Below are 14,836 nucleotides of genomic sequence, written 5' to 3'. Positions count from 1 at the left end.
GTCAAATATTTTCCTAATAATTTCCGCGTTCTCTTCAATTATTGTATAAGATTTTAAATCTAAGTTTCTAGCTAACCAAAATGGTGGTTTCGCTATAGATTTCCTTCCTGAATCTTCAAGCAATTTTCTACTGGCTTTTATTCTTGCACTTTTTTGACTTGATTCTTGGTATGCTAAGTACATTCCGATTTCAAGTAGTATTCTTCCTGTTACACTAGATACAGATTCCATATTTTCTTCAAAAACAAGATTCCATTTCGTAATTGCAATTTTAACGCCAGCATCGAGAATCCTTTGAAATTCACCTCTGACAAAGTCAACATTAGCTCGACTAAATCTATCTATTAACTCAATAACAATAAGGTCGCCTTTCTCGATCTTTCCATTTTCAATATCATTAATCAAAGCACCCAGTTCACCCCTTTTAAAGTTCGCGGCTGTGTAAGCACTCTTACCACGATCTTCATAAATTAATCCCTTTGAGTAAGCCGATTTCCCCTCACTTAAGAGGCGCTTGTTGTAATCAGAAATCCAATGCTCACAAGCCTGTTCTTGTCTTTGTATACCCTGACCTTCCTCAGCCTGAATTTGCTTACTAACACGTTGATATAGATGATACTTATTCATTTTTTCTTACACGTTCCTGACCATAATATATGTAGTATAACATGCAGTTGTCATTTGCTAACTGTGGCTTGCCATATCACATCGGCGGTGACATCAAAGAGCGCAGTAATTTGCTGCTACAAACACCGGAAAGCTTTTTAGCGCGTTTTAATGTGGATGTACGCACTATGAATGAAGTGCTGCGTATTAATCGTGCAGCGAAAACCATCACTGTACGCAATCTGCTCGATCAGTCAGAGTACCAAGAAAGCTATGATTTTTTGCTGCTTTCCCCTGGAGCGGGTCCTATTGTCCCGTCGATTCCTGGGATTCAAAACCCACTGACCCATTCGCTGCGCAACATTCCAGATATGGATAAAATCATTCAGACGCTACAAATGAATAAACCTGAGCATGCAACTGTTGTCGGCGGTGGTTTTATCGGTTTGGAAATGATGGAAGCATTCCATCACCTCGGTATCAAAACTACGCTGATCGAAATGGCTGATCAGGTAATGACACCTGTCGATAGTGAAATGGCGGGCTTTGCTCATGCGGAAATTCGCGCTAAAGGCATCGATTTACGTTTAGGTGTTGCCTTAAAATCGGTCGAATATAAACCAGCGACGACGTTACCTAGCACAGAATCGGGTGAAACTCTGGATCACAAACACATAGAAGGTGAACTGGATCTTGTGCTCAGCAATGGTGAAATACTCACCACTGACATCCTGATTATGGCGATTGGTGTGCGTCCAGAAACCAAACTAGCTGCTGAAGCGGGCTTACAACTCGGTGAACTTGGTGGCATTTGGGTGAACGAACAGATGCAGACCAGCGATCCAGCGATTTACGCCGTCGGCGATGCGATCGAAGAAAAGGATTTTGTTACAGGCAAACAAACGCTGGTTCCACTCGCAGGCCCTGCTAATCGCCAAGGTCGCATGGCAGCTGATAACATGCTTGGTCGTAACGAAACCTATCAAGGAACACAAGGAACCGCAATCTGTAAAATATTCGACTTAGCCTTGGCATCCACAGGCAAAAATGAGAAGCAACTAAAACGTGACGGCGTTGATTACGAAAAAGTGTACGTTCACACAGCCAGCCATGCGAGCTACTATCCGGGCGCTGAAGTAGTGTCGTTCAAAATGCTGTTCGATCCAAAATCAGGCAAAATCTTCGGGGCGCAAGCAGTTGGTAAAGATGGCATCGACAAGCGTATCGACGTGATGGCTGTCGCTCAACGTGCAGGTATGACAGTAGAACAACTACAACACCTAGAGCTGACTTACGCGCCACCATACGGCAGCGCGAAAGATGTGATTAACCAAGCAGCTTTTGTCGCGACAAATATAATGAAAGGCGATGCAAAAGCCATCCATTTTGATCAAATCGATTCGCTAAGTGACACGCATATTCTTTTGGATGTACGTAATCCAAGTGAACGTGAAAATGGTAATCATCTCAAAGGCGACATCAATATTCCGGTTGACCAACTTCGTCAACGTATGGATGAACTGCCCAAAGACAAAGAGATCATCATTTATTGCCAAGTCGGGTTGCGCGGTAATGTAGCCTACCGCCAACTGGCCAATAATGGCTTTAAAGCACGTAACTTGATTGGTGGGTTCCGTACTTATCTGTTTGCAAAACAATAAAAAAATTCAATTGAGTGCTGCTGATGCGGCACTCTTTTTAAATTAACCGATGTAAACCGCGATTGGCATATTAGTCTGTTCTTCAAGCTCTTTTAATTTCGCCAACAAAGCTGAGTTAATTTGATTGCCAGCGGTCAACATTAAGTTTCCATTAGGTAAGTACAAATCACGCTTAATTTTCATACCCGGTTTCACTTCACTCAAACCAATGCACAATTCTAGGCCATCCTCCAAGTGTTTTAACGAAGTTACTACCATTAAAAAAGCATCCACGACTGTGGGGTCATATAAGGTTCCAGCCTGCTCTTTTATATAACTCTGCGCACTTTTGGTATGCATACGACGTGGATTATTTGGTGATGCAATATAGTAGTCATAATCTTTAACCACTTTAATAATACGTGAACACAAAGGTATTTCTTCACCATGTAAATGGCCTGGCTTACCAGTACCATTATACAACTCATCTTGGTGGCGAATGATTTCGACTAATGGCTCAAAGCGCTTAATTCGGCCTAAAATCTCGGCGCCTAATACAGAATTGGCATTAGGACTCTGAGGAATTGAGGTTTCTGGATCAACAATCAACTTTTCAAGTTCTTTATCTTTCGCACCGATTAGTCCTATTTGGTGCATCAAACCACACAAATATACATGACTCACTTGGCTTTCAGGCAGTTTTAACCGCTGCGCTACTACCTTCGCTTGGTTGGCAATACGCTCTGCGTGATCGGCTGGGTGTCCCGTTCGATATTGAATGATCGCAGTAACCATACCCAATATATCTTTAAACGTTTTGTTACGACTCATCAATAAATGTTCTAACTTTTTATTAGATGATTGCAGCTCTAACGTTCTCTCTTTTACCTTCTGCTCTAAATCTTGATTAAATTCAGCCAGCTTACGATTATTGTCCTCCAAGGCTAGATTAACTACTTCGAGCTCATTATTGCGTTTTTCTAACTCGATAGCCAAATGCTCTCGCTCTTTTGTCAGACGATAAAACTCCGCTGCTTTTGAAACGATCAATTTTAGGTTTTCGTTATCCCATGGTTTGCCAATATAGGTATGAATTCCGCCGGAATTTACTGCCCTTACGGTTGACTGAATATCACTATATCCAGTGAGCAGGATACGAATCGTCTCAGGATATAACTCTTTTGATTTTGCGAGAAAATCGGCACCATCCATCTCTGGCATCCGCATATCAGAGATAATAATAGAGACTTCATGTTGCTCTAAATATTCCAAGGCTTCCTTTCCGCTATTAAAAGAAACTATGTCATAATCTGTACGCAAAACCCTCGTTAGTGATTTTAGAATTTCGCTCTCATCATCTAGCAGCAGAAGGCTAAGTCTATCACCACTAATTGCTATTTTTTGTGCGACATTTTCCATCGATCCTCCTCCATTCTAGACAAATAGCTGACCACGTCGTCTGATGATAATGCCTGACTCACCAAATGCCCCTGGATAATGGAACAGCCCAAGGTTTTCAATTTATCTGCTTGCTCCTGAGTATCAACCCATTCGGCAATCACTCCCATTTCAAGTGATTCAGCACTGTCTATCATTGCCCTCAAAATAACTTCATTGGACGCTGATTTGCCAATTGCTTGAACAAATCGCCCATCAATTTTAAGTACATCGAAAGGCATTTCGCACAGATATTCATAACCCGCATATCCAGTTCCAAAATCATCCAGTGCACAGCTCAATCCCAACCCTTTCAGTTTACTGAGTTCTTGTTTCGCCTGAATAAAATCCTCAATAAAGTCATGCTCCGTTATCTCTATTGACAAATTATTCAAACCGCAACTGAGCTTTGTAGTTAGCTTAGTCAATAATTCGTAAAATTGCCCATTTATCAACATGTTCCCAGGCACATTAACACTGATATTTCGCTCTTTAATTAGTTTCTGATGTTGTTTGATGAACATCAGTACGTCTTCCAATATTTTTTCGGTTAACACTTTAGTTAAACCATACTGTTCAATTATGGGTAAGAAGCTGGCTGGATATTGCCACTCATTCTCAACTGTTTTGCGCCTAGCTAATGCTTCAAATCCACAAACATCACCAGTTACCGTCGACAGTTGAGGCTGATAAAACGCGCAGAAATAGCGTCTATCGATATCGTTTAATACAGAAAATAGCGCCAATAACTCTCGGGATTGAGGATCATTATCGAGCCCGAAAATCTGCAATTGATGGTGCAAACGCACTCGCGAGCGTTCATTAAGGTCAGCAATAGATATATCATCGACTTGATGCAACGATTTGACATCACAGAGCAAAGCCGTGTACCTAGTTTTAATAAGATGTGTGTCGACTTCAACAGGCTGAGAGAGTCGCTCACATAAGCGCATCACAACTTGATAACCTTTGGGGCTGTATGGAATGCACATAAACAGCTTATCTTTGTAGCGATATATGGTTTCCGGCTCTGTATTACCATCACTCAGATGCCACGCCAGCGTTTTAATAAATTGATTACCAAGCGCTCCGCCGTATTGATGGTTAATTTCGTCTAGATTAGCAATATTCACCATGACCAAAGCGTATGAGGAGTCACCATGTTTTTTCAATTCGATAATCTGTTCATCTAACGTGCGCCGGTTTTTTAAGTTCGTCAGCACATCACTACCTAGCAATGCTTCACGCTCCAATAAACTCAAACGTATGGTTTCAATCAGCTCCTCTCTATCCCATGGTTTTTGGAGAAAACGATGCAATTTCCCTTCGTTCAAAGCACGAGACAAACCTGTGATGTCAGCTTGACCAGATAGAATAATGGTTACAACATGAGGATACTTATTGCGAATATTGACGACCAGCTCTGTCCCATCCATATTAGGCATTCGATAATCAGAAATCACAATTTCGATAGGGTGCCGCTCTAAAATAGTCAGAGCCTCAAGGCCACTACTCGCACAATGAACCACAGAAAAATGCGGTTTGAATTCACGTGTTAAAGCTTTAAGTACCGCTGGCTCATCATCTACAAGCAGAATTTCTTTATATCGAAACATACAATTACCCCAATCCTTTCATCGAATGATGAGGTGCAACATAAAGCGGTAAACGAATATAGACGCAGGTTCCTTGACCTATCGTCGACTGAATTTCAATTTTTCCGAGGTGCTCTTCTATGATTTCTTTCGCAACAGATAATCCAAGTCCTGCGCCATCACCGATACGCTTGGTGGTAAAAAAAGGATCAAAAACGTACACTAAATCTTCCGGACAAATGCCTTTACCGTTATCGCATACAGATAGACAGACACTCGATTTATTCTCGATTAATAAGCTGTTTTCCATAGACAAGGCGACAGTGACTTCACCATCAGTTTGAGAGAATGACTGTAACGCATTGACTAACAAATTAATCAGTACTTGTTGGAGCTTATGGGTTTGCCCTAGAACATAAAATGGTATTTGAGGAGGTTTATAATTTAAGCGTGCTTTCAGCTTCATTTCACCCAACACCATATTAGTTGCAGAGCTAACCACGTCTCTTAAATCGACCATTCCAACTGATAATTTGGACTCGTGATAATACACATTCAAGCTCGCTACAATGTTTTTAATACGCGAAAGCCCCTCTAAACTTTCCACAATGATAGACTCGCTATCATCCAGTATTTCTGCCAACTGATGGTCGTTGATCTGCTGGATCTCTGGGTGTGCCTTCACTTGGGCAAGATAGGAACTTAACGTGTTGAAATTACTCATCACAAAGCCGAGTGGATTATTGATTTCATGCGCAACACCGGCGGCCAATTTACCTAAAGAAACCCTTTTTGCATCTTGCTCATTTCGTTGAAGATCACTACTACTCTCCCGCATAGACGACAGTAATTTTAAGGCCATCTCAACCAGTAACATGCCTTCTTGGATTTTTTCTAATTCACTTAAGTCAAAAGCATTCAGCGTTGTTCGCGCAAGAAACAGGCTATAGCGCCGCGTCAGTGAGGAGACGGAAAAGGTAACGCCACTTTTCCAAGCAGGAAAGTCATTGTGGTAGTCTGAGAATTTCCCCGTATCATTGGCTAAATCAGGGAAGTAACTAAACTCCGTATCGGCTAAGGTTGGGTATGTGCCTAACTTCATTGCATCGGTGATTGGAAAACTAGAACGCAGTATCTTGAGCCTCTGCTCAGAATTGTAAGAAAATAGCACGATATGTGTATTAGGGAATAAAGGCTGAACATGAGTAATAAACTGATCTAACTTGTCTTCTTGTGATTGATTTGAAAACATAACTCCTAGCAAAGAAAGTACGACGTAGTGAAATGTTGAGTCCAAGCTGTGTTCTTCTTGAAAGCGTCTATTTTCTTCCTGTTGCTGGGTTTTACTCACATGCATACTCCCTAATCAGATAACGATCATTTTCACTCTATTGCTAGTGTAGCCAATTCGACTGCGTCTATCGGTAACGTAATGATGAATTCAGTACCTTTATTCACTTCGCTATGAACTGCAATGGTGCCTTTATGACCTTTGATGATCCCGTACGAAACTGATAAACCTAATCCTGTGCCGGACCCAACCGCTTTGGTGGTAAAGAAGGGTTCAAAGATGCGATCTTTAATCGCATCAGGAATACCGCTTCCCGTATCTTTAATGCGAATTTCAACCTGTTTCTCATTTAACTTGGCTAATGAGATGGTGATGGTGCCTTCTCCGACAATCGCCTGACTTGCATTGACAAGAATATTAAGAAGGACTTGGTTAATCTGCATCGGCTGGCAATACACTTCAGGCACGTTTTCTTGATATATTTTCTCTAAAGTAATGTTGTATTTGATTTCGTTATTGATGATTTTCAGCGTTGATTCGATACAGTTTTCCAAATTTGCGTAGCTCCATTCAGAACCATCAACGTGTGAAAACTCTTTTAAATTTTTCACAATGGCCATCACTCGAGATGAACCTTCTAGTGATTCTGAAATCAAATCAGCCGTATCTTCTAAAATAAAATCAATCTGTTTCTCTTGTAGTAATGACTCACACTTTGCAGCTAAAACGGTATTATTTGCTTGTGAAACCTGTTGTTTTATCCCTTCTAAAACGGCGGCTAGCGTTTGAAAATAGTCACTAAGTGTTTGAATATTGGATGTGATAAAACCCACTGGATTATTGATCTCATGAGCAATGCCTGCCGAAAGCTGCCCAATAGAGGCCATTTTCTCTGATTGCAGTAGTTGTCCTTGTGCATCTTCGAGTTTTTTAATCAACACTTTTTGCGCTTGATGTTCTTGTTCTAATTGATAAGAAATGCGCTTAAGTTCCTGCTGCTGGCTAGCTTGTATCGTTACATCATAGACACATATACAAACATGCTCGATGGTCCCATCTTCACTATGAATAGGGATGATCTCCAAATCTTGATACATCTGATCTTCTTCGCCCGATACAGGGCGGGAGCTTTTAAAGGGCAGTAGATGAGGCTTTTGCTCCCAGCTACTAAAGCTTGAAGTTTCAATCACCAATGCCGTATCAATTTTTCGTTTAAGGTAGTCTGCGGAATGGGGAAATAGTTCAAGTATGTTCTTTCCTTGCATCACATCACCATCAAAAATGACTCGGGATTGGAAATAGTCATTCGCTTTCACGATAATGTAATCCTGCCGTACTATGCACAACGCAAAAGAGAGTTGATCCAGCAGATCAGAAAGCAGTAAGCGGCTTTTTCCCATTCCAAACTCCTACATCAACTCATCGAGGTGAATGAGTACCTTATCTAATTCGTTGTCTGCAAAACAGATGATAGTTTTAGCAGAGAATGACGCTTTTTCGACTAAAAAAGAGATTTCCATAATTAAAGATAGCTTCCACTGAGAAATGGGGAGCGGCTGTGTTGACGGATAAAACAGCACTGGAGACTGAATTTTAGTTTTTATGTCTATTTGCTGACATAGACCCTTTAGACTTGCACCAGATAAAATATTCGAGATATCTAAAATGCTCTCTTCTAGGCTCACGACATCTTGAGCATCACCTGTTGATTGTTTTAGATCGCTCACTATCTGTTCACAGCCTTTTCTGCTCATTAAGGTCACTAACTCACCATCCATGCCACCAAAAAAAGACTGCCGAGTGTAGTAATAATCGGTTTCATAAGATTGCAGTTGCGCTAAATCCTCATCCGTTGCCACTCCAATACTGGGTACAGATATAGTGACGTGTAAATTAAGCAAGGTAGCCAGTTTATTTGCTGCTCTGCCCATTGAGATATTCATAAATTCTTGCAGGGCGTCTTTATGGTCTTCTGAAAGTGCCATTGTCATAATAGTCCTACCTCGTGCAATGTTTGTTTTAGCTGTGCTGGGTCAAGTGGTTTTTGCAAAAAGGTGACTGCACCGAGTTCTCTTACGCGCTGCTGAGCAAAAGGTTGAATATCGGCACTAATGACAATGACAATACTTTTAGCATCAATGCTATGCAAATATTCAAGGACTTGGAAGCCATCCATTTCTGGCATGGTCAAATCTAAAAACATCACTTCAGCGCACCCATTTTGGTAATTGACTAGGGCTTCTTTGCCATTTTGGGCTTCGTTGATTTCCACATCCCACTCTTCAGGAATCGCCCTCATTACCGCTTTTCTCGACATCTTTGAATCGTCTGCTATTGTAATTTTAATTGCCACGCTCGCTCCCTCTAACCAAAAAAAGTAATTATAGAATTACTCAATAAATATGGGTTTTAGCTCAACTAATACGCTTGCAATGGAACTTGGTACACCGTCAATCAGTGTTTGGTAGCTCTCATTTTCCTTACATGCTTCTATACGATTTGCAAGCCCCACAATACTGCCAAGTACAACAGATTTGTCATCTGAAAAAAAATCACTCTTACTTTGATTAAGAACGATCTCTCCAATCTCTGAACCGTATCCCCATATCATCAGCATGTATGCCGTTACTATGTAGTAATCAGCATATTCTTGTTGAAGCTCTAAGAAAGAATCAACATTATGGATATCAGCGCCTTCCTCCATCAAAATCAATTTTCCGATTGCGGTAAGCAAGCTTGAGACAAACACCCGATCTTTATCTTGTAAGGAGTACCCCAAGTTTTTAGCCAGTAAACGGGATATATAGCTCACCCTCAGCGCCTGTTCTGAAATATCTTGGTGAGCCTTTTTTGAAACTAAGCTGTTAGCGTGATGGCTCAATAACGATATGGCGATACTCTCCACTAAAGTCGCGCCTAAACGCCCAACAGCTTCCGATAGTGAATCTGTGGTTCGACGAAAACCTAAGTAAGAAGAATTGGCAATTTGAAACACTCGTGCGACTAATACAGGCTCATGGCTAATGGTGTCTGCTATCGATTGAAGATCACAAGTAGGAGAGGCAATAGTTTGTTGTAAACGGTGTATCGAATTGGGTAACACCGGAAGATCTTTCAAGCTTCCGAGTTTAGTTCGACACTCACTGTTAAACGGCATTTGATAAAGACGTTCGGTACATTCAAATAAGCGTTCAAAGTCCTCTTGAGTGAATGGCTTAGGCAGTACGAAGTGGGAATACGCATGCGCTTTTTGAGGCAAATTCTCCTGCGTATTCCCAGTTAAAAGAGCTCTCACTACTTGCGGGTAAGACTGCTTTACCTCTTTTAAAAGCTCATCGCCACATTTATGCGGCATGAGTAAATCTGAAATGATAATGGCTGGCGGTTGGCAATTATGCTTATTCCATTCTGACAACCAATCTAGTGGCTCTGAAACGAGTATAATTTCCCATTCTGGACGAATACGCCTGATCAAACGAGCAATGGCTTTAAGCATAAAAACATCATCATCTATGCACATGACTTTCAAATGTACTTTTTCCATTTGATTCTCACTTAGCTTCATCGTTTTATTTATTCATATATTGGTTGATTTCGTCCAACAACAACTTACTTTGATCATTGATCGAACTGATTGAAAACTCGGTGTCTTGAGTAACATTGGTTAGATTATCAGTTGCGACTTCAAGTTTCTGGAATTCAGACGCTAATACATCCGCTCCGACAAACCGAGATGACGATTTCATGGTGTGTGAAATGTTGTGAATCACCTCAACTTGGTTGCAACAAAGCGCACTGCTAAGTTTGTTCAAAGCTTCCAACAGGCTTTTTCGATAGCCGCACAGCATCTCATTCACATTCTCTTCACCAACCATATCCGCCACCCTCTCTGGTGAAAAATACTGCAATCCGTCCATAAAGTGCACCCATAAGCCAAAAAAGTTGATATATGCATCCTGACTTCTAATCCAAAGCGTTAGTACTAGTGTAGACCATATTGCTTAAGTGCTAACAAAAAAGAGCGAGTGAAGTGTATGTATTAGCTTAATACTGCATTGGTAACATCGTAAGAAATAAAGCAATTTCTACCTTGATGCTTTGCTTGGTACAAGGCTTCGTCGGCCAGATTGTAAATATTAGCGATAGACTCAGTACCATTCGGCGTTAACGAGATGACACCTTGAGATAAGGTGACATGATCAGCAATTTCGCTGTATTGATGAGGATAGTGTGCCTTGATCATTGATTGTTGGATTCGCTCAGCGGCGATCAGTGCTTGTTCATAATTGGCATTGCCCAGCAGCACTAAAAACTCTTCACCGCCATATCGCCCTACATACTCACCAGTGCGCACAAATAACTGATTCACCGTTTGCGCAATGCTAATCAAGCAGTTATCTCCTTCTATATGGCCGTAGTTATCGTTAAACCGTTTGAAATAGTCCACATCGATTAAAATGAGGCTCATTGGAAATTTGTGCCGCCCATGCCAACTGATCATCTCTTTAAGTTTGTCATCTATAAATCGACGATTAAAGACTTGTGTTAAGCCATCTTCATTTGCTTGCTGCTGCAAAACACGATTTAGCTCTTCAAGTTTAACCGTTGCGCGTTTAAGCTCTCGACGCATACTTGCAATACGCTGCATGGCTAATAATTTGGAGTTGAGTACCAGTTTATCGACTGGCTTGGTTAAGTAATCATCACCGCCTGCCTCTATCGCTTGCGCGATCATCGACGGTTCATCATGCCCACTTAAAAAGATAATCGGCACCCATTCATGGTATTGCTGACGTATTTTTTTCGATAATTCAAAACCATTCATGCCGGGCATCGAAATATCCATCAGAATCAGTTCTGGATCAAATTGGCAATAGCTATCCAATGCCGCTTGCCCACTGGCAACCGCCTCCACGTGATGACCGAGCTGTTTAAGACGAATGGTGAGTTGCATTCGATCCAGTTGTACGTCATCGACCAGCAAGATCCTCATAGAAGAGCCCGAACTTACCATCTGTAACCCCTTTAAATTTCAATCATATGCTTACGTATAACATAGATTTATTCACTTTCTTTGTTTAATTTTGCGCACAATATTGACTTTTCGCTATAAATTTTTAGCATGTAGCTTTTCCCCTAAAGAGATATCTTCATGTCTGAAGTAAAGCAAACCGAACAACCTGTAGTGGACTTAGACGCCATCTCGCCAGAATTGCGCCAAGTAATTGAATTTGATCAAGTGCCACAAGAGATGTACTACATGGTCGTGTCTATACATGAAGTCTCTGAAGAAGCGGTACGCGAGTCTTGGAACTCTCTACCAGCCAGTGCGCAAAATGTGTTGGATAATTTTGAACAGTTTCATGCGTTGATCTCTGTTAGCCAAGCTTTTGCCGGTGTCAATGTCATGGAGGAGTTCCCAACATTGAATTTACCGAAAGAGATGACAGACCAAGATAAAGAAGAATACCGAGCAGAGCTTCTTGATCAAGTGCTGCATAACTGTGTGAAAGATATAGTTAAACAGATCAAAAAAGCACGCCGCGACCCGATTCTAAAACGCGATTTTAAAGACGTGTTTGCAAAATAAAACGCACACCATTGAGCATAAAGCCGTCAATTTTATATGACGGCTTTTTCTATTGAACCTGAACTCGGGATAAGAGAGGCTTAGGTTATTGAATCAATACATTAATAATGAAAAATATTAATGCGTTAAGACGATATCACGCTGCGACACGCTCACGCCTTTAATTTGCACATACAGCGAATCACCAACATCCAGTTGTAGCTCATCGGCCGCCCATTTGGTTACCGTAGCCCACAGGTAACACCCTTCGCCTAACTTGAGTTTTATCCCCACACTCTGTTTATCAGTACCTTGAGGCTGCTTTTCAAGCTGGCAAATCTGTGCAGGCAGAATATTACGAATTGACGTCCGGTTTGGCTTATCAAGCGCCACCGAAACATCATTTGCACGGATCTGTAATCGCAGTGCAGAGCCTACCTCGCCTTCCACATATTGCACCCAAAGTTTGACATCATCTGCAAGCGAGACCTGTGTGAGCGCATAATCTTTGTTGTGCTGGCAGATGTGGGCAGAAAACAGGCTACTTTGGTCGGCAAATGATTGCCAAGGACGCATATAATTTGAAGACCACACTTGCTCTAGCTCACCGCTTATCAGCACAGCGCCCTGTTCTAACACAACTAAATGATTAGCCAGACGCAAAATTTCATTCATGCTGTGCGTCACATAGAGAATTGGAATATGTACGCTATGAGCCAGCTCTTCCAAAAAAGGCATCACTTCACGTTTGCGCGGCATATCGAGCGATGCCAACGGCTCATCCATCAATAAAATATCTGGCTTGGATAGTAAGGCTCGGCCAATCGCTACTCGCTGTTTCTCCCCACCCGATAAATCATGCGGATAACGTGTAAGTAATGGCGCTAAAGCCAATAATTTTACGATAGCGGCGAAGTGGTCGGCATCCTTTTTTTTGACACCATAGTTTAAATTGCGATGAACGGTGTAATGTGGAAACAATCGAGCATCTTGAAAAACGTAACCAACATTGCGCTTCTCAACAGGCAAGTTAATCTTTTTTTGTTGACTAAATAGGATGCGGCCATTGATCTCGATTTCACCAAGTTCAGGCTTCACCAATCCACTGATAATATTGATGAAGGAGGTTTTCCCCGCCCCTGAACGCCCGAAAACCGCACAAATACCACGGCTTGGTAAAACCAAATCCGCATTAAGCTTGATATCACCTAACTGTTTTTCAAATTGAATCTTTAACCCACTCATCATTGAGTCCCTAAGCGCCGAGTCATTCGGCGGCTAATCACTTCAGAAATGAATAACGAAGCCAAGGCAATCGCGATGGAGATAATACACAAACGCATCGCTTCCATTTCGGCTCCTGGCGTTTCTAAAAAGTTATACATCGCAAGAGGAAGCGTTTGTGTTTCACCGGGAATATTGGACACAAAGCTAATGGTGGCCCCAAACTCGCCTAGGCTGCGAGCAAAAGAGAGCATCGCGCCAGTGATCAGCCCGGGTATCGTTAAGGGTAATGTAATGGTCAAAAAAACTTTGAGTGGTGAAGCGCCTAAGGTTCGAGCCGCTTGCTCTAACTTAGGATCGACGCTTTCAAGGCTTAAACGAATCGCACGAACCATCAAGGGCAGTGCGATGATGACACACGCTAACACGGCTCCACGCCAACTGAAGCTGAAACGCAAGCCAAACATATTATCAAACCACTGTCCAATTACGCCTTGTTTACCCATGGTGATCAACAGAAGATACCCCACGACCACTGGCGGTAAAACGAGCGGCAAATGCACTAGGCTATCTAGTATACTTTTACCCCAAAACTGCTTTCTGGCGAGTAGCCACGCAAAAAACATTCCCAGCGGTAAAAGCCAAAGCACGGTATAAATCGCGACTTTTAAGCTCAGTTGCAGTGCAACCCATTCATACTCAGAAAGCAAAGGAATCCGTTCCTGTCATCACGCTAAAACCGTAGTTCTGTAAGATACTTTTTGCTTGATCGCTGCGTAAAAAAAGCATGAATTGATTCACCGTATCACGCTCAGTTAGCTGCACTAAAGGATAATGGATGGCGCTGTGTAGGCTTGAATCAAATTCGTGTACCACTTTGACCTTATTGCTCATCAATGCATCCGTCTTATATACAATACCAAGTGCGGCTTCTTGACGTTCAACTAGCGCAAGCGCTAAACGTACGTTATTGGTTTGAGCCAGCATAGGGGCGAGCGACGACCACACTTTTAACTTTTCTAGTGCCTCTTTGGCATACATTCCCACAGGCACTGCCATTGTGTTACCTATCGCTAAACGTGAACCGTTCAAGGCGTCAAGCCATGCCGCAACATCATTTACCACCAGCGAATTGAGCTTCGACGATTGAGGAGCGATAAGCACCAGCTGATTTCCAGCCAACAATGTGACCTTATCGCTCGTCACAATGTTCTTGTTAAGCAAGTGAGTAACCCAGTTATCATTGGCTGAAATAAAAATATCCGCTGGTGCACCTTGCTCAATTTGACGAGCAAGCGCGGATGAACCCGCATAAACGGGTACAATATCTAACGGTTGTTTCGGCTGGTAAGCCGCAATCAATTCATTAACCGCATTCGTCATGGATGACGCTGCATAAACAGTGATTTTCTCTTGTGCATAAACCGCCGTACAGCACAGCATGGCGACGATAGAGAGCAGTATTTTTCTCATG

The 14,836-nt window shown here is 42.0% G+C and carries 13 protein-coding genes and 3 pseudogenes; 2 read left to right on the top strand and 14 right to left on the bottom strand.

Translation table 11 applies throughout. The features are described from left to right. Positions 1-627, bottom strand: a 627-nt coding sequence (locus AACU59_RS11575; protein WP_161437603.1) for a recombinase family protein, incomplete at its 3' end; no start/stop codon positions are given. A gap of 47 nt (positions 628-674) precedes the next feature. On the opposite strand from AACU59_RS11575, the pseudogene AACU59_RS11570 reads away from it, so the two are divergent. Continuing rightward, a pseudogene (locus AACU59_RS11570) lies at positions 675-2,267 on the top strand (FAD-dependent oxidoreductase); the annotation flags it as partial. A 42-nt stretch (positions 2,268-2,309) separates the two neighbouring features. Here AACU59_RS11570 and AACU59_RS11565 read toward each other — a convergent pair. The 10 genes and pseudogenes from AACU59_RS11565 to AACU59_RS11525 form a co-directional block, all read right to left on the bottom strand. Continuing rightward, positions 2,310-3,665: an HD domain-containing phosphohydrolase gene (locus AACU59_RS11565; protein ID WP_094145441.1), complete on the bottom strand. Its 1,356-nt coding sequence runs from the start codon at positions 3,663-3,665 to the stop codon at positions 2,310-2,312. Continuing rightward, positions 3,641-5,299 carry an EAL domain-containing protein gene (locus tag AACU59_RS11560; RefSeq protein ID WP_094145440.1) on the bottom strand — a complete coding sequence of 553 codons (1,659 nt, stop codon included), beginning with the start codon at positions 5,297-5,299 and terminating at the stop codon, positions 3,641-3,643. Before AACU59_RS11560 ends, AACU59_RS11565 begins: the two co-directional genes overlap by 25 nt. Before the next feature lie 4 nt (positions 5,300-5,303). Continuing rightward, entirely contained in the window at positions 5,304-6,635 is a 1,332-nt protein-coding gene (locus AACU59_RS11555) for a sensor histidine kinase (protein ID WP_094145439.1), read from the bottom strand. Positions 6,636-6,661: 26 nt separating this feature from the next. Continuing rightward, positions 6,662-7,261: pseudogene (locus AACU59_RS18180) on the bottom strand (sensor histidine kinase); the annotation flags it as partial. A gap of 65 nt (positions 7,262-7,326) precedes the next feature. Continuing rightward, a pseudogene (locus AACU59_RS18175) lies at positions 7,327-7,969 on the bottom strand (PAS domain-containing protein); the annotation flags it as partial. Between the two features lie 9 nt (positions 7,970-7,978). Beyond that, entirely contained in the window at positions 7,979-8,560 is a 582-nt protein-coding gene (locus AACU59_RS11545) for a chemotaxis protein CheC (protein ID WP_013867877.1), read from the bottom strand. Continuing rightward, entirely contained in the window at positions 8,557-8,922 is a 366-nt protein-coding gene (locus tag AACU59_RS11540; protein ID WP_019282209.1) for a response regulator, read from the bottom strand. Before AACU59_RS11540 ends, AACU59_RS11545 begins: the two co-directional genes overlap by 4 nt. Before the next feature lie 36 nt (positions 8,923-8,958). Beyond that, positions 8,959-10,134: an HDOD domain-containing protein gene (locus AACU59_RS11535; RefSeq protein WP_019282210.1), complete on the bottom strand. Its 1,176-nt coding sequence runs from the start codon at positions 10,132-10,134 to the stop codon at positions 8,959-8,961. A gap of 4 nt (positions 10,135-10,138) precedes the next feature. Then, positions 10,139-10,444, bottom strand: coding sequence for an Hpt domain-containing protein (locus AACU59_RS11530; RefSeq protein ID WP_161437604.1), 306 nt, complete (start codon positions 10,442-10,444; stop codon positions 10,139-10,141). Positions 10,445-10,608: 164 nt separating this feature from the next. Then, positions 10,609-11,583 (bottom strand): GGDEF domain-containing response regulator, encoded by a 975-nt coding sequence (locus AACU59_RS11525; RefSeq protein ID WP_094145712.1) that lies wholly within the window; start codon positions 11,581-11,583, stop codon positions 10,609-10,611. 138 nt (positions 11,584-11,721) lie between these two features. On the opposite strand from AACU59_RS11525, the gene AACU59_RS11520 reads away from it, so the two are divergent. Beyond that, the gene (locus tag AACU59_RS11520; RefSeq protein WP_094145713.1) at positions 11,722-12,159 is read left to right on the top strand and encodes a DUF3069 domain-containing protein; all 438 of its coding nucleotides are present in this window, start codon (positions 11,722-11,724) and stop codon (positions 12,157-12,159) included. A gap of 117 nt (positions 12,160-12,276) precedes the next feature. On the opposite strand, the gene modC is transcribed toward AACU59_RS11520, so the two are convergent. From modC to modA, 3 genes are read right to left on the bottom strand one after another with little or no spacing between them, the layout of a single operon-like run. Further along, positions 12,277-13,383: a molybdenum ABC transporter ATP-binding protein ModC gene (gene modC, locus AACU59_RS11515; protein WP_176428539.1), complete on the bottom strand. Its 1,107-nt coding sequence runs from the start codon at positions 13,381-13,383 to the stop codon at positions 12,277-12,279. Then, complete coding sequence (modB, locus tag AACU59_RS11510) at positions 13,383-14,072, bottom strand: molybdate ABC transporter permease subunit (protein WP_010318433.1); 690 nt, start codon at positions 14,070-14,072, stop codon at positions 13,383-13,385. The genes modC and modB overlap by 1 nt, the downstream gene beginning before the upstream one ends. Then, positions 14,062-14,835, bottom strand: a complete 774-nt coding sequence (gene modA, locus AACU59_RS11505; protein WP_017048761.1) for a molybdate ABC transporter substrate-binding protein — start codon at positions 14,833-14,835, stop codon at positions 14,062-14,064. The genes modB and modA overlap by 11 nt, the downstream gene beginning before the upstream one ends. Position 14,836 lies beyond the last annotated feature (1 nt).

It is taken from the genome of Vibrio sp. V23_P3S9T160 (assembly GCF_963886625.1).
In the GTDB taxonomy this organism is placed as follows: domain Bacteria; phylum Pseudomonadota; class Gammaproteobacteria; order Enterobacterales; family Vibrionaceae; genus Vibrio; species Vibrio anguillarum.
The sequence above is the reverse complement of the archived record's forward strand: the minus strand, read 5'-3'. Positions and strand labels throughout refer to the sequence as shown.